General features: G+C 43.7%; 19 protein-coding genes. 8 read left to right on the top strand and 11 right to left on the bottom strand.

What is annotated here, in order from left to right:
• The first annotated feature begins 357 nt into the window (after window positions 1-357).
• Both DXD04_RS11290 and DXD04_RS11285 read left to right on the top strand, forming a co-directional pair.
• Window positions 358-2,205 (top strand): 2-oxoacid:acceptor oxidoreductase subunit alpha, encoded by a 1,848-nt coding sequence (locus tag DXD04_RS11290; RefSeq protein ID WP_117673306.1) that lies wholly within the window; start codon window positions 358-360, stop codon window positions 2,203-2,205.
• Between the two features lie 33 nt (window positions 2,206-2,238).
• The gene (locus DXD04_RS11285; protein WP_117673304.1) at window positions 2,239-3,249 is read left to right on the top strand and encodes a 2-oxoacid:ferredoxin oxidoreductase subunit beta; all 1,011 of its coding nucleotides are present in this window, start codon (window positions 2,239-2,241) and stop codon (window positions 3,247-3,249) included.
• 60 nt (window positions 3,250-3,309) lie between these two features.
• Here DXD04_RS11285 and upp read toward each other — a convergent pair whose 3' ends face one another.
• Window positions 3,310-3,963 carry a uracil phosphoribosyltransferase gene (gene upp / locus DXD04_RS11280; RefSeq protein ID WP_117673336.1) on the bottom strand — a complete coding sequence of 218 codons (654 nt, stop codon included), beginning with the start codon at window positions 3,961-3,963 and terminating at the stop codon, window positions 3,310-3,312.
• Window positions 3,964-4,242: 279 nt separating this feature from the next.
• Between upp and pckA the strand changes: the two genes are divergently transcribed.
• The 3 genes from pckA to DXD04_RS11265 all read left to right on the top strand — a co-directional run bounded on the left by pckA (window position 4,243) and on the right by DXD04_RS11265 (window position 8,498).
• The gene (gene pckA, locus DXD04_RS11275) at window positions 4,243-5,847 is read left to right on the top strand and encodes a phosphoenolpyruvate carboxykinase (ATP) (protein ID WP_007560632.1); all 1,605 of its coding nucleotides are present in this window, start codon (window positions 4,243-4,245) and stop codon (window positions 5,845-5,847) included.
• A 99-nt stretch (window positions 5,848-5,946) separates the two neighbouring features.
• Entirely contained in the window at window positions 5,947-7,830 is a 1,884-nt protein-coding gene (locus tag DXD04_RS11270) for an alpha-L-fucosidase (protein WP_373103940.1), read from the top strand.
• Between the two features lie 20 nt (window positions 7,831-7,850).
• The gene (locus DXD04_RS11265; RefSeq protein ID WP_117673302.1) at window positions 7,851-8,498 is read left to right on the top strand and encodes a nitroreductase family protein; all 648 of its coding nucleotides are present in this window, start codon (window positions 7,851-7,853) and stop codon (window positions 8,496-8,498) included.
• Window positions 8,499-8,502: 4 nt separating this feature from the next.
• Here DXD04_RS11265 and DXD04_RS11260 read toward each other — a convergent pair whose 3' ends face one another.
• The 5 genes from DXD04_RS11260 to DXD04_RS11240 all read right to left on the bottom strand — a co-directional run bounded on the left by DXD04_RS11260 (window position 8,503) and on the right by DXD04_RS11240 (window position 14,641).
• On the bottom strand, window positions 8,503-10,323 hold the full coding sequence (locus DXD04_RS11260) for an LTA synthase family protein (protein ID WP_117673300.1): 1,821 nt from the start codon (window positions 10,321-10,323) through the stop codon (window positions 8,503-8,505).
• A 16-nt stretch (window positions 10,324-10,339) separates the two neighbouring features.
• Window positions 10,340-10,966: a ribonuclease H1 domain-containing protein gene (locus tag DXD04_RS11255; RefSeq protein WP_117673298.1), complete on the bottom strand. Its 627-nt coding sequence runs from the start codon at window positions 10,964-10,966 to the stop codon at window positions 10,340-10,342.
• A gap of 83 nt (window positions 10,967-11,049) precedes the next feature.
• Window positions 11,050-12,867 carry an arginine--tRNA ligase gene (gene argS / locus DXD04_RS11250; RefSeq protein ID WP_117673295.1) on the bottom strand — a complete coding sequence of 606 codons (1,818 nt, stop codon included), beginning with the start codon at window positions 12,865-12,867 and terminating at the stop codon, window positions 11,050-11,052.
• 85 nt (window positions 12,868-12,952) lie between these two features.
• Window positions 12,953-13,288 carry a helix-turn-helix domain-containing protein gene (locus DXD04_RS11245; protein ID WP_022053031.1) on the bottom strand — a complete coding sequence of 112 codons (336 nt, stop codon included), beginning with the start codon at window positions 13,286-13,288 and terminating at the stop codon, window positions 12,953-12,955.
• A gap of 129 nt (window positions 13,289-13,417) precedes the next feature.
• Complete coding sequence (locus DXD04_RS11240; protein WP_117673293.1) at window positions 13,418-14,641, bottom strand: M16 family metallopeptidase; 1,224 nt, start codon at window positions 14,639-14,641, stop codon at window positions 13,418-13,420.
• A gap of 107 nt (window positions 14,642-14,748) precedes the next feature.
• On the opposite strand from DXD04_RS11240, the gene DXD04_RS11235 reads away from it, so the two are divergent.
• Entirely contained in the window at window positions 14,749-15,282 is a 534-nt protein-coding gene (locus DXD04_RS11235) for an LOG family protein (protein WP_117673291.1), read from the top strand.
• A 23-nt stretch (window positions 15,283-15,305) separates the two neighbouring features.
• The gene (locus tag DXD04_RS11230) at window positions 15,306-15,908 is read left to right on the top strand and encodes an SIS domain-containing protein (protein ID WP_022053028.1); all 603 of its coding nucleotides are present in this window, start codon (window positions 15,306-15,308) and stop codon (window positions 15,906-15,908) included.
• 79 nt (window positions 15,909-15,987) lie between these two features.
• Here DXD04_RS11230 and DXD04_RS11225 read toward each other — a convergent pair whose 3' ends face one another.
• Window positions 15,988-17,118 carry a glycoside hydrolase family 88/105 protein gene (locus DXD04_RS11225; protein WP_117673289.1) on the bottom strand — a complete coding sequence of 377 codons (1,131 nt, stop codon included), beginning with the start codon at window positions 17,116-17,118 and terminating at the stop codon, window positions 15,988-15,990.
• 497 nt (window positions 17,119-17,615) lie between these two features.
• On the opposite strand from DXD04_RS11225, the gene DXD04_RS11220 reads away from it, so the two are divergent.
• Window positions 17,616-18,950, top strand: a complete 1,335-nt coding sequence (locus tag DXD04_RS11220; protein WP_259299547.1) for a rhamnogalacturonidase — start codon at window positions 17,616-17,618, stop codon at window positions 18,948-18,950.
• A 40-nt stretch (window positions 18,951-18,990) separates the two neighbouring features.
• Here the strand turns inward: DXD04_RS11220 and ndk are convergent, their stop codons facing one another.
• The 4 genes from ndk to DXD04_RS11200 all read right to left on the bottom strand — a co-directional run bounded on the left by ndk (window position 18,991) and on the right by DXD04_RS11200 (window position 22,718).
• Complete coding sequence (gene ndk / locus DXD04_RS11215) at window positions 18,991-19,467, bottom strand: nucleoside-diphosphate kinase (RefSeq protein ID WP_022053025.1); 477 nt, start codon at window positions 19,465-19,467, stop codon at window positions 18,991-18,993.
• An 86-nt stretch (window positions 19,468-19,553) separates the two neighbouring features.
• On the bottom strand, window positions 19,554-20,201 hold the full coding sequence (locus DXD04_RS11210) for a response regulator (protein WP_117673287.1): 648 nt from the start codon (window positions 20,199-20,201) through the stop codon (window positions 19,554-19,556).
• Between the two features lie 71 nt (window positions 20,202-20,272).
• On the bottom strand, window positions 20,273-22,180 hold the full coding sequence (locus DXD04_RS11205; RefSeq protein ID WP_117673285.1) for a tetratricopeptide repeat-containing sensor histidine kinase: 1,908 nt from the start codon (window positions 22,178-22,180) through the stop codon (window positions 20,273-20,275).
• A gap of 127 nt (window positions 22,181-22,307) precedes the next feature.
• Window positions 22,308-22,718, bottom strand: a complete 411-nt coding sequence (locus DXD04_RS11200; protein ID WP_147330761.1) for a LytTR family transcriptional regulator DNA-binding domain-containing protein — start codon at window positions 22,716-22,718, stop codon at window positions 22,308-22,310.
• Window positions 22,719-22,852 lie beyond the last annotated feature (134 nt).

The raw sequence follows: 22,852 nt of genomic DNA, 5'->3' as shown, positions 1-22,852 counted from the left end.
GGAATTTTTATAGTATAATATAATAAGGTGGTGCTGAGGGCTTGATTCAATAGTCTGCTGCAAAATTTATTGTTGATTTATAATTGTTTGATATTTAGTTTGTTATACAATCTTAATCCATCGTGAAGGTCTGCGTATTGACGAGTGTGAAAAAACGCACTTGCGTTCAATCCAAAACGCACTTGCGTTTAAGATCAAACGTCCTTGCGTTTGAAGTGAAACGCCCTTGCGTTTTATATCAAATGCACTTGCGTTTTTTGAGAGGTTGCAGAAAATATCTCCCGATTTATTTTGTTTTTTTACGGAACTTCCCCAATTTTGCCAAAATTGATTTTGTGAACTTTAAATAAATACGATATGGCAGAAGAAATGATTGTCAAGGAACTGGACGAGGTAGTAGTCCGTTTCTCGGGTGATTCCGGTGACGGAATGCAGCTGGCCGGAAATATGTTCTCCAATATTTCGGCAACCGAAGGAAACGATATCAGTACATTCCCGGATTACCCGGCGGACATTCGCGCCCCGCAAGGTTCATTGACTGGTGTGTCTGGCTTTCAGGTGCATATTGGTGCCGGAAAGGTATATACTCCGGGCGATAAGTGCGATGTGCTGGTAGCCATGAATCCGGCAGCCTTGAAAACACAGTATAAATTTTGTAAACCGCAGGCGGTAATTATTATCGACTCCGATTCGTTTACCAAACGTGACCTGGAAAAGGCTAAGTTTACGTTGGAAAATCCCTTCTCGGAACTGGGTATCAAGAATGAAGTCGTGTCGGCAGCTATCACTACCATGTGTAAGGAAAGCCTGAAAGACAGCGGGCTGGACAACAAGTCTATCTTGCGAACAAAGAACATGTTTGCTCTGGGATTGGTATGCTGGTTGTTCCATCGCGATGTGAAGGTGGGCGAAAAAATTCTGCGCGAGAAATTTGCCAAGAAACCGGAAATTGCCGAAGCCAATGTGAAGGTACTTTACGACGGTTATCATTTTGGTGAGAATACCCATGCTTCTGTATCGATGAGCTATACCGTGCCGAGCAAGGCACAGAAAGAGCCGGGAAAATACATGGATATCAACGGTAATAAAGCGACGGCATACGGTCTGATGGCGGCTGCAGAGAAAGCAGGTTTGCAATTGTATCTGGGTTCCTACCCGATTACACCGGCCACAGATATTCTGCATGAACTGGCCAAACATAAATCGCTGGGCGTGAAAACGGTGCAGTGTGAAGATGAGATTGCCGGATGTGCTTCTGCTGTAGGAGCTTCGTTTGCCGGCGCATTGGCTGTAACGACCACTTCCGGACCGGGTATTTGTTTGAAGAGTGAGGCCATGAATCTGGCGGTGATTACGGAACTTCCGCTGGTGATTGTAGACGTACAGCGTGGAGGCCCTTCTACCGGACTACCGACCAAATCGGAACAGACCGACTTGCTTCAGGTGCTGTTCGGACGTAATGGAGAAAGTCCGATGCCTGTGGTGGCGGCTTCTTCACCGACCGACTGCTTTGATGCGGCTTATCTGGCCTGCAAGATTGCTCTGGAACACATGACTCCGGTCGTTTTGTTGACCGATGCCTATATTGCCAACGGTTCTGCTGCATGGCGTTTGCCCGATTTGAATACTTATCCATCCATCTGTCCGCCTTACGTGAAGCTGGAAATGGCTGATTCGTGGACACCGTTCCAGCGTGATCCGCAGACAGGCGTGCGTTACTGGGCTACACCGGGTACCCCGGGCTTTATGCACCGTATCGGAGGATTGGAAAAGAGTAACGAAACCGGAGCCATTTCTACGGAACCGGAAAACCACTTCCTGATGACGAAGTTGCGTGCCGAAAAGGTAGAAAAGATTGCCGATTCATTGCCACCGCTTACAGTGGAAGGCGATCCGGATGCCGATTTGCTGATTGTAGGTTTTGGAGGTACTTACGGACACTTGCATTCTGCCATGGATCAGTTGAACGCCATGGGAAAGAAAGCAGCGCTGGCACATTTCCGTGTCATCAACCCGTTGCCGAAAAATACAGCCGAAGTATTACGAAAATACAAGACCATCGTGGTGGCCGAGCAAAATATGGGACAGCTGGCAGGCTATCTCCGCATGAAAGTGGAAGGTATTCACCTGCATCAGTTCAATCAGGTAAAAGGCCAGCCGTTCGTAGTGAAAGAGCTGGTAGAGGCTTTCAGTCAACTTTTTTAATGATTCATCAATAAATATTCTGGAGGAATAACAATGAGTGAAACAAAATATACGGCAGCAGATTACAAATCCGGACAGCCTCGCTGGTGTCCGGGCTGCGGCGACCACGCTTTCCTGAATTCTTTTCACAAGGCTTTGGCCGAACTGGGAGTACCTCCCCATGAAATTGCGGTGATTTCCGGTATCGGATGTTCTTCGCGTTTGCCTTATTACATGAATACGTATGGCATGCACACCATTCACGGACGTGCGGCTGCCATTGCTACGGGAGCCAAGGTGGCTAATCCGAATCTTACTATCTGGCAGATTTCCGGTGACGGTGACGGCCTGGCCATCGGTGGTAACCATTTTATCCATGCTATCCGTCGTAATGTAGATATTAACATCATCCTGTTGAATAACCGTATTTACGGATTGACCAAGGGACAGTATTCTCCGACTTCAGCCCGTGGGTTTGTAAGTAAATCTTCTCCCTACGGTACGGTGGAAGATCCTTTCCGTCCGGCAGATTTGTGTTTCGGAGCTCGCGGCCGTTTCTTTGCCCGTTGTGCGGCAGTAGATGGCGGCCCCTCTGTGGAAGTGCTGAAAGCAGCTGCCCGTCATAAAGGTACGTCGGTAGTGGAAGTATTGCAGAACTGTGTCATCTTCAATGACGGTACGCATAATGCCGTAGCCAAGAAGGAAGATCGTGAACGCAATGCGATTTATCTGGAGCACGGTAAGCCTATGCTCTTTGGTCCGAACAAAGAATTCGGTCTGATGCAGGAAGGCTTCGGGCTGAAAGTGGTGAAACTGGGTGAGAACGGTATCACGGAAAAAGACATCTTAGTGCACGATGCCCATTGTGAAGATCACACCCTTCAGTTGAAACTTGCGCTGATGGAAGGCCCGGATTTCCCGATAGCCTTGGGTGTGATTCGTGATGTGGATGCACCGACATACGATGAGGCAGTAGAAGCCCAGATTGAAGAGGTTTCAGCCAAGAAAAAGTATCACACGTTTGCCGAATTGCTGGAAACGAATGATACGTGGGAGATTAAATAAATCTGACATGATAAAAAGAAAAGGAGCCAGTGATTTTTTCGTCTGGCTCCTTTTTTGTCTTTATTCTTTTTCTCCATAACACAAATCGCCTGCATCTCCCAGTCCCGGCACGATATAGGAATGGGCATTCAGTTCCGGGTCGATGGCGCCGCACCATACGGTGGTTTTTTCAGTAGGGAACACCTTTTTGATATGCTCGATGGCCTGACGACTGGCAATGACTGAAGCAATGTGTATATGAGATGGTTCTCCCTTGGTAAGCAAGGCTTCGTATGCCAGTTCCATGGAACTGCCGGTAGCCAGCATCGGGTCGGTCAGAATCAGAATCTTTCCGTCCAGTCGTGGAGAAGCGATGTATTCAATGTGAATGTCGAAGTTATCTTCGTTGATGTATTTACGATAGGCCGATACGAAGGCATTTTCCGCATGGTCAAAATAGTTGATGAAGCCCTGATGAAGCGGAAGTCCTGCACGCAGGATGGTGGCTACCACAGGTTGCTCGGAAGGTACATTCTCTACGGCTGTAGCCAATGGGGTTTGTACGGATACCGGATGGTAAGGAAGCGTCCGGCTGATTTCGTATGCCATGATTTCGCCTACACGCTCTATGTTGCGGCGGAAGCGGATGCGGTCACCTTGTATATGCACATCACGGATTTCAGAAAGGAACTGGTTGAAAAGGCTGTTGCTTTGGTTAAAGTTGATTATTTTCATAAACATTTTCAGGTTCTTAGGGGTTTTATTATTTAGATTCCAGTTTGCAAAGAAACAAAATAAAATTGATTTGTAAAGTGGATTTGGCAATTTTGTTACACAAGTATAAATCTTTAAATGATTACGGATTTTTTTCTGTAATAACTTCTTTGAATTAAAAATATCTACTACTTTTGTAGCGCCTAAAACAAGGAGATGTTGAAGAGCAGAAAAGCGGATTAGGCTTACAGATTTAGACAATAAACATTTGATATAATAACCAAATTAATCATTTGAACAATGGCAAATTTAGATCTTACTAAGTACGGTATCACTGGAACCGTAGAAATCGTACACAATCCTTCTTACGATGTATTGTTTGCAGAAGAAACAAAAGCTGGTTTGGAAGGCTTCGAAAAAGGTCAGGTAACTGAACTGGGTGCAGTAAACGTAATGACTGGTATCTATACTGGTCGTTCTCCTAAAGATAAATTCTTGGTAAAAGACGCTACAAGTGAAAACACTGTATGGTGGACTTCAGAAGAATATAAAAACGACAACAAGCCTGTAACTACAGAAACTTGGAATGTATTGAAAGAATTGGCTGCTAAAGAATTGTCAAACAAGAAATTGTATGTTGTTGATGGTTTCTGCGGCGCTAACGAAGCTACTTGCTTGAAAGTTCGTTTCATCATGGAAGTTGCATGGCAGGCTCACTTCGTAACTAACATGTTCATCCGTCCGTCTAAAGAACAGTTGGAAAACTTCGAACCTGATTTCGTTGTTTACAACGCTTCTAAGGCTAAAGTTGAAAACTACAAAGAACTGGGTCTGAACTCAGAAACTGCAGTTGTGTTCAACTTGACTACTAAAGAACAGGTTATCCTGAACACTTGGTACGGTGGTGAAATGAAGAAAGGTATGTTCTCTATGATGAACTACTTCAACCCGTTGCGTGGTATCGCTTCTATGCACTGTTCTGCTAACACTAACATGGAAGAAACTGAATCAGCTATCTTCTTCGGTTTGTCTGGTACTGGTAAGACTACTTTGTCTACAGACCCGAAACGTAAGTTGATTGGTGATGACGAACACGGATGGGATAACGAAGGTGTATTCAACTACGAAGGTGGTTGCTACGCTAAGGTTATCAACCTGGATAAAGAATCTGAACCAGATATCTACAACGCAATCAAACGTGACGCTCTGTTGGAAAACGTAACAGTAGATGCTAACGGTAAGATTGACTTCGCTGATAAGAGCGTAACTGAAAACACTCGTGTTTCTTATCCTATCCACCATATCGAAAACATCGTGAAACCTATCTCTAAGGGTCCTCACGCTAAACAAGTTATCTTCTTGTCAGCTGATGCATTCGGTGTATTGCCTCCAGTATCTATCTTGAATCCTGCACAGGCTCAGTACTACTTCTTGTCTGGATTTACTGCTAAGTTGGCTGGTACAGAACGTGGTATCACTGAACCGACTCCGACATTCTCTGCTTGCTTCGGTGCTGCTTTCTTGAGCTTGCATCCTACTAAATATGCAGAAGAACTGGTTAAGAAGATGGAAATGACTGGTGCAAAAGCATACTTGGTTAACACTGGTTGGAACGGAACTGGCAAACGTATTTCTATCCGTGATACTCGTGGTATCATCGACGCTATCTTGGATGGTTCTATCGAAAAAGCTCCTACTAAGACTATTCCTTACTTCGATTTCGTTGTTCCGACAGAATTGCCGGGTGTTGATCCGAAAATCTTGGATCCGCGTGACACTTACGCTGATGCTGCTGAATGGACTAAGAAAGCTGAAGACTTGGCTGGACGTTTCATCAAGAACTTCGCTAAGTTTACAGGTAACGAAGCTGGTAAGGCTTTGGTTGCTGCTGGTCCGAAATTGTAATTCAGACTTACAAAATCTTAAATATGAAAGCGGTTTCCTTCGGGAAGCCGCTTTTTTTGTATCTTTGGTCGTAGTTTTAATTCGTAAATCTAATTAATTATGAAAAAGTCTATTCATCTTCTATCTATTCCAGTTGTAGCTTGTTGCTTGTCGTGTACATCCGGCAAGGTGCTTCCGCCTGAACCGATTCTTCCTGTACCTGAACCCAAGCAGGTGGAATGGCAGCAGATGGAAACGTATGCTTTTATCCATTTCGGTTTGAACACGTTTAATGACCGGGAATGGGGATATGGAGATACGGATCCGAAAACGTTTAATCCGACGAATCTGGATTGTGAGCAATGGGCACAGACGCTGGTGAAAGCTGGTATGAAAGGAGTGATTCTTACTGCCAAACATCATGACGGATTCTGTTTGTGGCCGTTTGAAGGTACAGACTATAGTGTGAAAAACTCTCCGTGGAAAAACGGACAGGGAAATGTGGTGAAAGAATTGTCGGAGGCTTGTAAGAAATATGGTCTTAAGTTTGCCGTTTATCTTTCGCCATGGGATCGCCATCAGGCTAATTATGGTACACCTGAGTATTTGCCTTACTTTTATGCACAGTTACATGACCTGCTGACAAACTATGGACCGGTATTTGAAGTATGGTTTGACGGAGCGAATGGTGGTGACGGATGGTATGGCGGTGCCAAGGACATACGTACCATCGATCGCAAGAACTATTATAATTATCCTCGTATTTATGAAATGCTGGATAGTATTCAGCCTCAGGCCATCATTTTCTCGGATGGAGGACCTGGTTGCCGTTGGGTAGGTAATGAGAAAGGTTTTGCCGGGGCTACCAACTGGTCATTCCTGCGAAAGGGAGAGGTGCATCCGGGATATGATAAGAGCTATGAATTGCAGTATGGACATCCGGATGGAAATCAGTGGGTGCCTGCAGAGTGTGATGTGTCTATCCGTCCGGGATGGTTCTATCATCCGGAGGAAGATGACAGAGTAAAAAGTCCGGATCAGCTGGTGGATTTGTATTACCGCAGTGTGGGGCATAATGCCACTTTGTTGTTGAACTTCCCGGTTGACCGGAGAGGATTGATTCATCCGGTAGATTCTGCTAATGCGGTTCGTTTCCATGAAATGATTCAGCAGCAGCTGAAGACGAATTTGGTGGCAGGAATGACGCCTAAGGTTTCAAATGAACGTGGAGGAGATTTTGTGGCATCAGCTTTGACCGATGATAATTTTGATACTTACTGGGCTACAGAAGACGGGGTAACTACAGCTGATATTGAGTTCTCGTTTGATACGCCTACTCGAATGAACCGTATGATGCTTCAGGAATATATTCCATTGGGGCAGCGTGTAAAAGCATTTGTGGTGGAATACCTCGACAAGGATACATGGCTTCCGGTGAAACTGAATGAAGAAACTACTACCATTGGATACAAACGTCTGCTACGTTTTGAAACGGTGGAAACAAAGGGTATACGTATTCGGATTACGGATGCACGTGGTCCGCTTTGTTTGAGTAACGTAGGAGTGTATGATGCAGGAAATGTTTCTGATTCCTTTGTAGAGAAGGTGGAAGACATTGAATCTGTACCTTACCTTTTGCCGGATGTAAAAGCAGAAGAGACTGCAAAGGCTTCTGACAAGCAGGCGCAGACCACTTGTTTTGTAGAAGGTGACCGTTTGTTGATTGATTTACAGGAAGAGCGACTAGTTTCTTCTCTTCATTTCTTGCCTGATCAGGGTGAACCCAACAAAGGCTTGATTGCCAATTACGAGATACGGGTTGGCACAAGCAAGGATGCAGTGAATCAACTGGTCAAATCGGGTGAGTTCTCAAATATACAGAATAATCCGGTGATGCAGTCGGTATTCTTTACTCCGGTAAAAGCCCGTTATATAGAGTTGAAGGCTACGCGTATGATTCGTGCGGGCGAACCGATGGGATTTGCCGAATTAAGGGTGAAATAACTAGGTGAAAATAAGAGTTTATGAAAAAAGTAATTTATTCAATGTTAGGAGCAGGGTTATTGTGCCTCTCCAGCTGTGGTGGACAGACGCAGACGGAACAGACCCCTGCGGTTGATAAGTCTTCGGCTAAGAATCAGGTGATTGAAACTATCATGACGCGACGGAGTGTGCGAAAATATCTGCCGCAGCCGGTAAACCGTGATACAATGCAGATGATTCTGGACTGTGGTATTCATGCACCCAATGGACAGAATAAGCAGTCGTGGGCAGTACGCGTGGTAGACAATCCGGAGTTTATTAATGGTATTACGGAAGTGTATAAGAAGTTGAATCCCAAAATGGCAGAAGATCCGGGATTCAAGAATATGTTCCGCAATGCGCCTACGGTAGTATTTATTGCCAATGATACCTCGTATGATATGTCGCAGATAGACTGTGGACTGCTGGGAGAAAATATGATTCTTTCGGCCTGGTCAATGGGTATCGGTTCCTGCTGTTTGGGAAGCCCTATACGCTTTATGAAGACAGAGCCTCAGGTAGCAGACTATCTGAAACGCCTGAATATACCCGAAGGCTATGAATTGTTGTATTGCATAGCCTTCGGATATCCGGATGAATCACCGGCTGCTAAACCGCGTGATGCATCGAAAGTGATGTTTGTGGAGTAAAAATTTATCGCGCCCCCAAATCGTCATAAGAAGATTGTAGAATCGCTTTCCCCAGTTCTGTGCGTCGTTCGTTCGGAGCTGGGGATTCTATTAATGCCTTGCCGGAATTGTTATCAATCAGTGTAGTACCGGTGCTGTCGCGGAAAGCAAATCCGTTGTTATAGGTGTAGTAAGCAAACGGATAGTTGTAGTCCTTTCCTAACACGTTACGACTAAAGTTAAATTCCTTGTGGCTGATTCCCAATTGTGCCAGTAGGGTAGCGGCCATATCACTTTGGTTCATCAGTTTGTCAATGACCATAGGCTGCTTGATGGCGCCTCCTAACCACAGCATCGGAATATGATGGATACGCGGGTCGTGCACCAGTCCTTCTTCTGGATAATAGAAGCCATGGTCTGGCAGGCAGATGACAAGCAGGTTTTTCCATTGAGGAAGAGCCTTGAGCTTATCGATAAATTTCCCCAAGCAATCATCAGTAAAGGCAAAGGTATTGGGAATCTTTTCTTTCAGACGATGATAAGGTACTTCAAACGGCTCATGGCTACTCAGGGTAAGGAAAGCTGTATGCCAGGGCTGGTTGGTATTCCGTTCTTTTATTTGACGGTAGAGGTACTCAAAAGTAATATCATCGTTTACTCCCCATGGATTTTTTCGTTCTTCCATGCTGAAATCCACGTCTGCTGTCAGATGCTGGTATCCACTGCCCAGTAAGTAACTTTTCATGTTGGTGAAGTTGATGTCACCTCCATACAGGAAATCCGTGGCGTAACCTTGTTCCCGCAGTTTTTCGGCAATCGAAGGCAAGGTACGGCTTTTAGCCGGAGATTTCATGACGGAAACAGTGGGGAAGCTCTGGTAACCGCTGAAGGTACAGACTGTGCCTCGGTCGGTGCGGAAACTGTTGGCGTAGCAGTTGGTAAAGAAAACTCCTTCCTTGCTCAGACGCTCCAGATTCGGACTGACATCAGGTACTCCTCCTAATGATTCTACGAATACTCCTCCAAAACCTTCCATGAGAATTATCAGTACATTGGGACGGTTGGTAGTGAGTAATGAAACTTCATTTTCTCCCGTGTCTGCATACAATCCTTCAAATAAGTCGGCCCGTTTTTCTTCATCGAAGAAATTAAATTGCTGGGCAAAATCGGTTGTCTTACTGATGGAGGATAGTAGGCTGAAATCCGGGTTAATGGCAGAATGATTCAGAAATTCATCATTGCAGAAATAGGCCTGTCCTACGTTGCTGGTGGATTCGGTTACACCTCCTCGTATGATGATGAAGATGACACCTCCTAAAAGAATGGTTATCAGACTACCAGCAATGCGCTTCTGGACTTGTGGCAGATTGGCTGGGGTAATTTTGTACAGCCCCCATGTTACTAAGGCTGATAAGATGAGGATGCACAGCAGTCGTATCAGAATAAATCCCAAGGATACGCTGGCCATGGCATTCTTTGGTGAGTCCAGATAGAGGAAGATGGAAGCGTCCAGTTTAAATCCCCAGAACGGATAGAGGGCCATATCGCCAATGAAGATAAGTGTGGTAGCCAGACTGATTAAGACGTAGTAGCCGATAAGTATCTTCTTCAGAGGAAAACGGCGGAACCATATACTACAGAGAATAACCAGCCAGGGAATAGCCGTCAGGTAGCCGGTGGTAGCAGCATCAAGCGTAAAGCCATGGAACAATACCCGGAGGTAGTCTGTGAAAGCGGTTCCTTTCTCACATGCACCGTTATAAAGCATGAACACAGGTTTCTGAAGCAGGAAATACCCCAGTATGCTGGCGAAAAAGCATCCCAGATATGTAAGTCTCTTTTTCATCTGTTTGAGTTTTTGATTATTTACGTCCGAAGTCAGCGGGGACTTCTCCCCATACGTCAGTCTCCCACTTGAGCAGGGGAGTGGTATAAGTATTTTCTTTCAGCCATTTTTCAGCCCGTTCAATTAACTGGAAGAGCGCTTCTGTTTTTTCAGTACGTTCCAGTTTGGTCTTGCATTTTTTTTGCTTCACCCAGGAGAGGGCATTACGGCTGTCGGAATAGATGGGCATGTTCAGGTTCTTTTGTTTAAGAAGTGCCAGTCCGTGAACGATGGCCAGGAATTCTCCGATATTGTTGGTTCCGTAAACCGGTCCGAAATGGAAGATTTCCTGTCCTGTCAGCAGGTACACTCCGCGATATTCCATGGGCCCGGGGTTACCGCTACAGGCAGCATCTACTGCCAGGCAGTTCAAGTTGAAGTTCTCGGGGAGTTGTACCTCGGTTTTTTCTGAGGACGATGCACGGTGGCGGTTCATGTACTGATAAGCAGGAGTCGCAAAGGCATGTTCTGCCTCTTCCTGTGAGTCAAAAGACTTATATATAGCCCCTTTATAGCCTTGTATTTGCAGTTGGCAGTCGGTCCATGAAGAATAGATACCCGGATTCACTCCTTTCCAGACCACGTAGAATTTTTGTTTAGCCATAAGATGGTCTTTAAAAAGAAAGTGGCTGTGCAAAAGGAGTGTGGTCCACTCCTTTGCCAGCCACCTGATATACAAGATTGTAATTACATACGTTCAGGTACTTCGATACCCAGCAAGCCCATAGCCAGTTTGACTACTTTGCCTACATTCTGGCTCAAAGCGAGACGGAATATTTTCAGGGCTTCATTTTCTTCACGCAGGATGCTGAAGTCATGATAGAACTGGTTGTATTCTTTTACCAGGTCGTAAGCATAGTTTGCCAGGATAGATGGGTTGTAATCTGTTCCAGCCTGTTTCACTACGTTGGTAAAGTCGGCCAGCATTTGAATCAGACCTTCTTCTTTCGTACTCAGTTCAATACCGCTTGGGATGACAGCCGGGATGCTGAGTCCGGCTTCTGTTGCCTTGCGCAGAATAGACTGGATACGTGCGTATGTATATTGGATGAACGGACCGGTGTTTCCGTTGAAGTCGATAGACTCTTTCGGGTTGAAGGTCATGTTCTTGCGGGCATCTACTTTCAGGATGAAATATTTCAAGGCACCCAGACCTACGATGCGTGCGATGTCGTCTGCCTCTTTCTGAGTCAGTCCGTCCAGTTTACCCAGTTCGTTGCTGGTTTCCTTGGCAGTTTCAATCATGGCCTCCATCAGGTCGTCGGCATCTACTACTGTACCTTCGCGGCTCTTCATCTTACCTTCTGGCAGTTCCACCATACCGTAAGAGAAGTGTACAAGGTCTTTACCCCATTCGAAGCCCAGCTTGTCGAGTAGGATAGACAATACCTGGAAGTGGTAGTTCTGTTCGTTACCTACCACATAAATCATCTTGTTGATAGGATAATCCTGGAAGCGCAGCTTGGCAGTACCGATGTCCTGTGTCATGTATACAGAAGTACCGTCACCACGGAGCAGCAATTTGTGATCCAAACCTTCCGGAGTCAGGTCGGCCCATACAGAACCGTCTTCCTTGCGATAGAACAGTCCTTTTTCCAGACCTTCCATTACTTTTTCCTTTCCTTCAAGGTAAGTCTGTGATTCGTAGTATATCTTGTCGAAGCTTACTCCCATCATCTTGTAAGTTTCATCGAAACCTGCATATACCCAGTCATTCATCTTCTTCCAGAGGGCACGTACTTCCGGGTCATTAGCTTCCCATTTGCGAAGCATTTCGCGTGCTTCCAGCATCAACGGAGAGTTTGCTTCAGCTTTTGCCTTTGCTTCTTCTTCGTTCATACCTTCAGCCTGATATTGAGCCATGAGCTCTTTTACTTCAGCTTTGTAGTGCTTGTCGAAAGCTACGTAGTAGTCACCAATCAGGTGGTCACCTTTCTTGCCCGATGATTCAGGAGTTTCACCGTTACCATATTTCAACCAGGCCAGCATAGACTTACAGATGTGAATACCACGGTCATTTACGATGTTGGTTTTCACCACCTTGTTGCCGTTGGCTGCCATGATGTTAGCCAGTGCACTTCCCAGCAGGTTGTTACGCACGTGACCCAGGTGAAGCGGTTTATTGGTATTAGGAGAAGAATATTCAATCATGACAAGTGGCGCATTGTCGTCAGCTTTTTGTATGCCCCACTGGTTATCGGCATGGATGCGGTTCAGCAGTTCAATCCATACGTCAGATGCAATGGTCAGGTTCAGGAAACCTTTGATTACATTATAATTTGCGATGGCCGGTTCATTCTGTTTCAAGTATTCCCCGATTTCTTGTGCAGTCTGTTCCGGACCTTTCTTAGACATTTTCAGAAAAGGAAAGACAACCAGTGTCAGGTGGCCTTCAAATTCTTTTTTCGTTTTCTGAAGTTGAACCATTTTGGCAGGAACTTCCTGATTGTATAAGGTCTTTATACCGTTCAGGATAGATTCGGTCAGTTTATCTTCTATTTTCATGTGTATATAGTTTATGTAATTATCCTATCTTAAGCGTACAAAGATAGTGATTTTTACGCTTTTCCTGCCGTTCTGTTGCGTATTATTACATATTCTTTCTCCATTCAGACGGAGAGACTCCTTCCTGGAGTTTGAATTGTTTGCTGAAGTGAGCCAGATCTGTGAATCCTATTCGTTCGGCTATTTCCGATAAACTTCGTTTAGGGGTTTGGCCCATCAATTGCTTGGCTTCTTCGATGCGCAGGTGATTGATCCATAAGTTGAAGTTTAAGCCGTATGTGTTGTTAATATAGTTCGAAAGATAAGTCCGGTTTATTCCTATAATTTTACATAATTCTATGATGGTAAACCTGGAGTTTAAGAATCCTTTACTTTCTACCCATTCTTCCAACCTGTCTTTAATGATTTCATTCTTTTTCATAGTTCCCCTATTTTTTCTCGAAAATTAGGAAGTTTTGAAAATGTATGAAAAGACAAAAACTGAGCTTTAAGAGTATATGTCTGTATCCTGCTACTAAGTGGCGGAAAAAGTGTACTATCCGGTATAAATTTACTGATAAATCAGGGTAGAAAGATAGTCTTCGGCAAACATTTCATTGGCTATGTCAAGGAGTTGGCTAGAGGTGAGGCTTTCTATCCGCTTGAAGACTTCTTCTTTTTCTTCGTAAGTATGATAGTGCAGAAAGCATTTTCCCATGTTGAGCGCATTGTTCTCAAAATTGTCTCCGACCACCCCTATTTGTCCGATGATTTGTTTCTTTGCCGCAGCTAGTTGCAATTCAGTCAGGGCATTCTCACGGATTTTCTTTAGTTCTTTATGCACCAGTGAGATACAGTGGTCGGCATCGTGCAGGTCACAGCCGAAATAGATACAGAATGTACCCGTATCCGTATAGGATGTCAGATTGGATTCTACGTTGTAAACCAAACCTCTTTTTTCACGTAAAGAGATGTTGAGCCGGCTGTTCATACCAGGGCCTCCCAGAATATTGTTGAGCAGATAGAGTCCGGTACGCTTCTCGTCGTAAGCGTGGTATCCTCTTCCGCCAATCATGACATGTGCCTGATGGGTATCCTTGTGGAGAATCAGTTTGCTGGGTTTGTATTCAGACGGTAGCTTGCGCGTTTTGCTTCCCTCTTCAAATTGGGGAATATCCGAGGTTACTTTCTCAAGCGTACGGATGACTTTCTGAAAGGGAATATCTCCTTGAACGAAAAATATCATGTTTTCCGGTCGGTAATGTGAATGTACGAATTTCCGTGCATCCTCACTTGTAAACTGACGCAGCAGTTCCGGATTGCCAAGTATGTTTCGGCCTAATGGGTGGTTGGGGAAAATCAGTTCTTCAAAGTCGTCAAAAATAAGTTCCGACGGACTGTCTTCATAGCTTTGGATTTCGTCGATGATGACTTCCACTTCTTTCTCGATTTCATTCTGTGGAAATACACTATGGAAGACAATGTCAGCCAGTAGTTCTGCTGCCCGGTTGAAATGCTCTTTCAGAAAAGCGCTGTAAATGACGGTTTCTTCCTTGTTGGTATAGGCATTCAAATCGCCTCCTACATTTTCCATACGATTGAGAATGTGCCAGGCTTTTCGCTTTTCTGTGCCCTTAAAAATTAGGTGCTCTACAAAATGGGCCATACCCTGTTCTTGTGGAAGCTCATCGCGCGTTCCGGCATCGATGGCAAAGCCACAATAAGCCACGTTTGTAGGACTGGTGGTATGAATAAGTCGTAAGCCGTTAGGGAGGGTAAAAGTTGAATACGCCATATATTGAGAAGTATAATTTCTTTTTCGCTGCAAATTTACAATAAATACCTATTGCCTTTCTTCAAAAAATGCAGATATTTGCAGTGTGTGATATTTAAAACTAATATATGAATAAAATTGCAGTCTTTTGTTCGGCCTCAGATGCGATAGAACCTGTATTTATGGAGAAAGCCCGGGAACTGGGCGCATGGCTGGGGCAGCATCGTAAGTGGCTGGTTTACGGTGGTTCCAATACCGGACTGATGGAAGCCCTGGCAAGAAGTGCGACAGAGAACGGGGCAATGATTATGGGAGTTGTTCCCACAAAGCTGGAGGAACACGGAAGAGTCAGCGATTTGCTTGACGTGACATTCCATTCTGTGAATTTGAGCGACCGGAAAGATATTATGTTGCAGGAATCGGACGTGATGGTAGCCTTGCCGGGTGGAATAGGTACACTGGACGAGGTATTTCATGTGATGGCTGCATGTAGTATAGGCTATCATCAGAAAAAAGTCATCTTTTATAATGTGGAAGGTTTCTGGAATGACCTGCTGGCTTTTTTGAACCGGCTGGAGGAAACGCATTTTGTACACCGTCCGTTGAAAAATTATTTTGAAGTGGCGAATACATTGGAAGAACTGACCCGCTTATTGGAATAAAATTATAATTTAATCATAATCTTATGAATTCATCAATAAAAGATTTATTACAGCGTGAAGCACAGGCCGTGTTGAACATTCCGGTAACAGACGGATATGAGAAAGCGGTAAACCTGATTGTGGAACAGGTGCATGAGAAAGGCGGAAAGCTGGTAACCAGCGGTATGGGTAAGGCTGGACAGATAGCCATGAACATTGCCACTACATTCTGTTCTACAGGAATCCCTTCTGTGTTTTTGCATCCCAGTGAGGCGCAGCATGGTGATTTAGGTATTCTGCAAAAAAATGACTTGTTACTCTTGATTTCCAATTCAGGTAAGACAAGAGAGATTGTGGAACTGACTGAGCTGGCTGCACGTCTAAATCCGGAATTGAAAAAGATTGTCATTACGGGAAATCCGGATAGTCCGCTGGCGGAAGCAGCTGATATTTGTCTGGCTACAGGACACCCCGATGAAGTTTGTTTGCTGGGAATGACTCCTACGACTTCTACCACTGTGATGACGGTTATTGGAGATATTCTGGTGGTGGAGACCATGCGTAAGACTGGTTTTACGATTGAAGAATACAGCAAGCGCCATCATGGCGGTTATTTGGGAGAACGCTCCCGGGCATTAAGCAAATAAAATATGGGTGTGCGAAAGGCACACCCATTTCTTTTTACGGAAAGAAGCAAAACGTTTCTACCTATTGTGCTTATTCTTATCATTGTAGTTTGTAGACTTCCGTACCAGCCAGTAGGAAGCATCCCACTCCATAGTCTTCAAAGTCCGGAACACTTTCGTATGTGACTGGCTGACCATCTTTAGGCTCTTTCCCGGTACCTTGTACGTAACCCAGGAAACCGTTGGGGTGGACTGCCTCCTTTACCATGGCATTCCATCCTTTTAATAAAACAGGTAAATATTCTTCTTTATCCAGTAATTCGTTTCGTACTCCCCATGCCATTCCGTAGACAAACAGGGCAGTACCTGTAGTTTCTTTTCCTCCGTAATTTCCGGCATCATGAAGACTTACATTCCAGAATCCGTCTGTACGCTGGCATTTTTTTAATGCTTTGCTCATAATCAGGAAATCGTTAATGTAGTCTTGGCGATGTTTTTCATTGGCTGGAATTTCGTCAAGTACGCGTACCAGTGCAGCGTAGGCCCATCCGTTTCCCCGGCTCCAGTAGCAGTCTTCTCCATTGGGCTCTTTGTATGGAGGCAAGAAATCAGCGTCTCTCCACCAGAGACCGTCAGCCAGATTGAACATTCCTTTTCCTGCGAGTTGATTGCGTGAGAACTCGTACATATCCCACATCTTGTCGAAATATTTTTGTTCTCCCGTGAGGTGTCCCATTTTGGCCAGTACGGGCATTCCCATCTGAATAGCATCTACCCATGTCCAGTCGCCTACCTGCGGTGTATTGACCAGCATATTCATGTTCGACTTGATGTTCTTCAGCATTTCAGGTTTGGGGCAAATGTTATATAGGTCGATATAGGTTTGTCCGCAGCAATAGTCGTCGGCATTGCGTGTGGTGTTGCCATTTCGCATTCCCCATTCGTGGTATTCAGCCCAGTTGTATGCATAATCGTAGAATTCTGCACGAGGATAGATGGAATATAGAGCCATTAATCCTTCATAGTACACTCCTCGAGTCCAGATATTGCTGGGGCGGGTAACATTACGAACGAAACTGGGAGTCCGATAATCGGCATATTTCTCCATGAAATATTTGTTTACTTTCATTACCACATCGAGCGTTTCTTTTTGTGGTGGTAGTTTTTGTGCAGAAGAAGTAGTAAATCCTGCACTTATTGTAAGCAATAATACAACAAGAATTTTTCGCATATCAAATAAGGTATTGGTTTAAAATTTATAATTGCAAATGTAGCGGATATACTAACATCTGCACATGGAAAATCATGCAAATACATTGAAAATCATTCAAATTTCTTCACTTGATGTAGTAACTGTTCCTCTAAAACATGCTAATGCTCTTTGTTAAGTGCTGAAGTAAGGTTTATATTTTCAGAAATCTCCCGGACATTTCTCTGTTTCATACTGCGGGATATGTATTTCACAGTGTGAAATATGTATCCCACACTGTGGTTTTTGTATCCCACAGTGTGAAACAGAGAATTTGTCAAGTCATTCTTTCTTTTGTATAAAGGTGTACATAAGAATTGCCGCTGTTATATGATTTCAGGAGTTATCTCCAAGTATTAAAGAATACAAGTGAAGTTTTGTACAAAAAGACATGTTATTGCATGATTTTCTATTTCCTTTTGTCGAAAAAGTTTCCTATTTTGCTTTCCGTATGGTTTTGATTTAAAAGTATTTGAAAAATGAGGGAATATTCTATCAAGTATTTGTTTCTATGTTGTTTTTTGTGGCTGGCTGGAAGTGTATTTGCTCAGGAAAAGTTTCCTGACGGTACTCCAATACCGGATTGGTTTGCAGACAGCCGGGTGACCCCGGTAAAGGAGTTGGGCGGAATTTACCGTATTACGGATTATGGAGTGCAGAATGACAGCACACTGTTACAGACGGAACAGATTCAGGCAGTCATTGACAAGGCAGCTCAAGAAGGAGGCGGAGTAATTTGTATACCACAAGGTACGTTTTTATCAGGATCACTTTTTTTCAAACCTCGCACCCACCTTTATCTGGAAAAAGGAGCTGTGTTGAAAGGTAGTGATGACATCAGTCATTTTGATGTGATTGATACACGCCTGGAGGGGCAGAACTTGAAATATTTCGCGGCCCTGGTCAATGCCATAGGGGTGGACGGATTTACACTTTCGGGAGAAGGAAAGATAAACGGGAACGGACTTCGTTTCTGGAAATCTTTCTGGTTGCGTCGGCAGGTCAATCCTCAATGTACGAATCTGGAGGAATTACGTCCGCGACTGGTATATATTGCAGATTCAAAAGACGTACAGTTGTCTGGAGTCAGATTGGAGAATTCTCCCTTCTGGACAACCCATTTATACCGGTGTGAGAATGTAAAGTTGCTGAATCTTTCCATTTTTGCTCCCCGTTCACCGGTAAAAGCACCGAGCAGTGATGCTATTGATATTGATGTCTGTAAGAATGTACTGGTGAAAGGGTGTTATATGTCGGTGAATGACGATGCAATAGCTTTGAAAGGCGGAAAAGGACCTTGGGCAGATCAGGATAAGGTAAATAACGGGAGCAACTTGAACATAATCATAGAAGATTGTGTATGGGGGGTCTGCCACAGTGCATTGACTTGCGGAAGTGAATCCATTCATAACCGTAATGTTCTGGTGCGGCGTTGTACGGTGGAACATGCCCAGCGTTTGCTTTGGTTGAAAATGCGTCCGGATACACCGCAAAATTATGAGTATATCCGACTGGAGAATATTACAGGCTCTGTGGTCAATTTCTTGTTTGCCCAGCCTTGGACACAATTTTTTGATTTGAAAGATAGAAAAGATATTCCTTTTTCTTATTCAAGCCATGTTACCATGCGTGATATTCGGTTGGACTGTGATGTACTTTTTGCAGTCAAGAAGGACGAGACACAGTATAAACTGTCGGATTTTCTGTTTGAGAATCTCGAAATTACGGCACGCAAATCGGGGACTATCCAAAAGGGATACATTCATGGACTGCAACTTCGGAATGTGGTAGTAAATGGTGTACGTTTAAAATAGAAAAAAGCTGGCAGAGCAATTTTCTGCCAGCTTTTTAAAATTATGTTAGTTTATATTCATCCGGATAGTAAACAAAGTCGATAACAGCTCTTTCGTATTCAAACAGTTCTTCAGGCTTGAAGAATCGTTCTATTTCTTCGATAGCCGTTTTGGGTGAATCGGAGGTGTGGATGATGTTTTCCTGTGAACTTACACAATAGTCACCTCGAATAGTCCCCGGAACTGCTACACGACCATTGGTAGCTCCTGTCATGGAACGTACCACCTGAATGGCATCGACTCCTTCATAACAGCATACGATAACCGGGCAGGCCATCATGGATGCTTTTACACGAGAAAAGAACGGTTTCCCGGCCAGGTGTGCATAATGTTCATTGAGCAGGTCTTCGGTAAGCTGCATCATTTTCATGCCCGCCAAGCGCAAGCCTTTACGTTCAAATCTATGGGTTATTTCTCCAATAAGTCCGCGTTGTACGGTACTTGGTTTTAGAATCACTAATGTTTTTTCGAGACTCATAGTTCGTTTATATTAAGGTGATACAAAGATTCATTGCGCTCAAATATACGAAAAAAAGAATATGAGCCCTAAAAACGGGTGGATTTTTATTTCGAATCCAGTGGGATTATTCCAAGGTTAATGGCTTTTAGAACAAGATCTACCGCATTTCTTGCTTCCAGTTTACTCATGAGACTTTTCCGGTGTGTTTCAATCGTATTGTTGGAAACATGAAGTAAATCTGCAATCTCTCTTGTGTTGAATCCTTTGGCAATGGCTTGCAATACTTCCATCTCTCTTAGCGTGAGCTGTTCCTTGATTTGTTCCTCTGTTTGCATCCGGTTTAAAATCGTTTTGAACCGTTTACAAAGATATTGTCCTCCTTTCAAAATAGTCTGGATGGCCAGTGTCAGTTCGTTAATATCTGCCGACTTTAGTATAGCTCCGCTGATGGATGCTTTGGTAAGCCTTTTGAGTATCCATATTTCTTCGTGCATGGTATTAACCAAGATGCGTGCTTCCGGATGTTTTTGCAGAATCTTGTCTATCAGTTCAAATCCGTTGGTATCCGGAAGTTCCACATCAAGCAGATAAATGTCAAATGGCTGCATGTCTATCAGGAGCATCGCTTCAGCGCCCGATGAGGCGGTATATACCTTTTCTATTTCAGGCATTTGGGAAACCACATGCTTGATGCCTTGCAGTATGAGGGTATGGTCATCGACTAATAGTATTTTGGCTTTTTGACTTGTCATTTTGTCGCATTTTTATACTGCAAAGAAAAAAAGATTCATCGAGAAGATTTTCACTGAAAACCGTGATTTTTTCAATGAAGAAATGTATGAATATGGATATTTACTCCTGTATCGTCTTTTTCTATCTTGTAATTCCCTCCAATGGTTTTTAATCGGTCGTTGATGGTACGTAGGCCGATTCCTTTGGATGAATCGGCATGCGGATTCCAGTCTCCGTCATAATGCAGGTGAATGACAAGTTGGGTGTCTTCTTTTTTTAGTTGAATGTGAATCTGCTTTGCCTGAGTATGTTTTAAGATGTTTCCGATGGTTTCCTGCATGATGCGGTAGATTTCATATCCTATGTGTTCCGGAATAGTGGTCCAGTCTGTGTGGGCGTGGGGAGCATAGGATATGTTCACTCCTGATACTTCCTGCATTTTCGCAAAATAGTCGGCCAGCATTTCGTTCAAATCAGTAAACTGGAAATTAGGTGGCATCAATTCGTGCGAGATGGCTCTTACGCCATTGCGTATTTCTTCCAGCGTCTGAATGGTAGTTGTCTTTTGTTCTTCGGAAGAAATATGCTGCTGTATTTGGAGTATGGCTCCTAACAGGTCGTTGCAAACTCCATCGTGTAAATCCTTGGCAAGCCGTTTACGTTCATTTTCCAGGCCTTCAATGTACTGACGTGCAGCTATCAGTTCGGTCTCTTTCTTCTGTACTTTCCGTTTATGCAGCAGGATGGAGATGGCAATTAAAAGCAGTCCGATAACCGTAAGGTAGTAGACGGTATGGCGCAGGCGGGTTTCTTTCTCTTGTGCCTGATTTCTTTCCAGAAGAGCAATCTTCAATTCCTTGTCGCTATTTCTTAATTTTTCATTCAGCTCCGACAGCTCATTTTTTATTTTTCCATCGAAAACGGAATCTTTATAAATACATGCTTCCTGCATGCAGTGGAATGCTTTCTGATAGTTGCCCAGCCCTTCGTAATTACGTGCCATCAAAATATGATACTTGTCGTATGGAAGTTGCGTTTGAATCAACGACTTGTTTGTCAGGATATCGAGACTTTTCTGAAATTCTCCAATCCAGTTGTACAGGCTGGCTTGAGTGCCATAAAATTCAAGTGCTGTCGGACTGTTTTCCGGAATCTGATGGATCAGTTCTTCTCCTTTTTTCAGAAAAATTCTGACAGAATCTTTTTTATTCCACAATTGGTAGGTACTTAGTAAGGGGCTTAGAGAACTCATGGCAAGTAGGGGATATTCTATCTCTAATGCTTTTTGGACATTTCTTTTTAGAATCTGACTGGCTTCTGCATATTTCCCCATGTTGCAATAGCATCCGCCGATAAGCGTGTTGGCATATAATTCCATTAATGTGTCTTTTGCCTTTCGGGCATAGTCTGCCGCTAACTTTCCTTGTTCCAAGGCCTCTTCATAGCGTTTGTTGAGATGGTAAAGTACGCCAATATTGTAATAAGTGGAGGCGATGTCTTCGTATTTTTCTGTTTTCTTACAGAAATCGAGCGCGCGATTATAGTGATATACGGCTGAATCGAACATGCCTAATTTACGGTAGCAAACGCCAATGGAAGATTCTACGACTCCTTCCAGATCGTATCTTCGTTCTTTGAGCTTGGGGGCATGTGCGGCTACTGTCTTGAATGTTTCTTTGGCTTGTTCTAACTTTCCCTCCATGAAAAGATAGTTGGCCAATGAGTTGAGCAGTTGCAGGTAGCCTTCTTCCTCAAAGGCAGGTTGCGGGTAAAGAGAGAGTCCCTTTTGTATATAATGGTAGGATGAATCGTGGTCCAGAGTTTCATATTCTGCACCCAGGAATTGATATAATTCAATTAATTTTTCTTTGGAAGAGGGTTCTCGTTCGGCTTGTCGTATTTCCTGTTTTAGACTGTCGATTACCGTATTTCCTGCTTGTACTGACAGGAAAACTGTAAGGCTCAAGAAGATGCCAAGTAAAAGGATATGCTTTTTCATGTAATGTATTTTTGTGATTTTGACAAAATAATTCCTTTTTGTGGAATATACAAATTTCAGAGGAAAATATCTTGGATTTTGACTGAAATGATTGAATGATATGACATTGTGAGCTGGGTTATCCGCTTCAGAATTGGTAGAAATAGGCGGTCAGTTCCCTTTTGTATTTTTGTGAGATACAGAGTTCATTGATATGATGAAAAGGAGGATACATGATGCAGTGGTTGTTTTGTATCATGCACAGATACTGTATGTTGATGATATAGGATTGATGGATTTGTATAAATCGGTCATTATATGCACATAAATTTTTCGCGCGCAGGTTTTCTTTTAGCCGGACAAAGGAGCCGTCGGTTAATGCTATCTCCCAACTCTTTTTGGTTGAGATGTATTTGAAATAACCGATGTGGTTGGAGTGTAGGACACGCAGGTTTCCCATTAAGGTTTGAATAAGCAGAGGTTTCCCCAATCTTATGTCGGAAAGTTGCTTAAGACGTTCTAAGGCTATTTTGTATCGTTGTATTTCTGTCATTTCCATCTTTCCTGTGTTTTCTATTCCTTTAGGGCCAAATATAGTCTGTCTTATGAGGAAGGGAAACACGGAAAACCGTGATTTTTGTATAAAAGTAAAAAAGCCGCCTCGCAATGCAAGACGGCTCTTTGTTACAGTGT

The sequence above is a fragment of the Phocaeicola plebeius genome, assembly GCF_003437535.1.
GTDB lineage: Bacteria > Bacteroidota > Bacteroidia > Bacteroidales > Bacteroidaceae > Phocaeicola > Phocaeicola plebeius_A.
The sequence above is the reverse complement of the archived record's forward strand: the minus strand, read 5'-3'. Positions and strand labels throughout refer to the sequence as shown.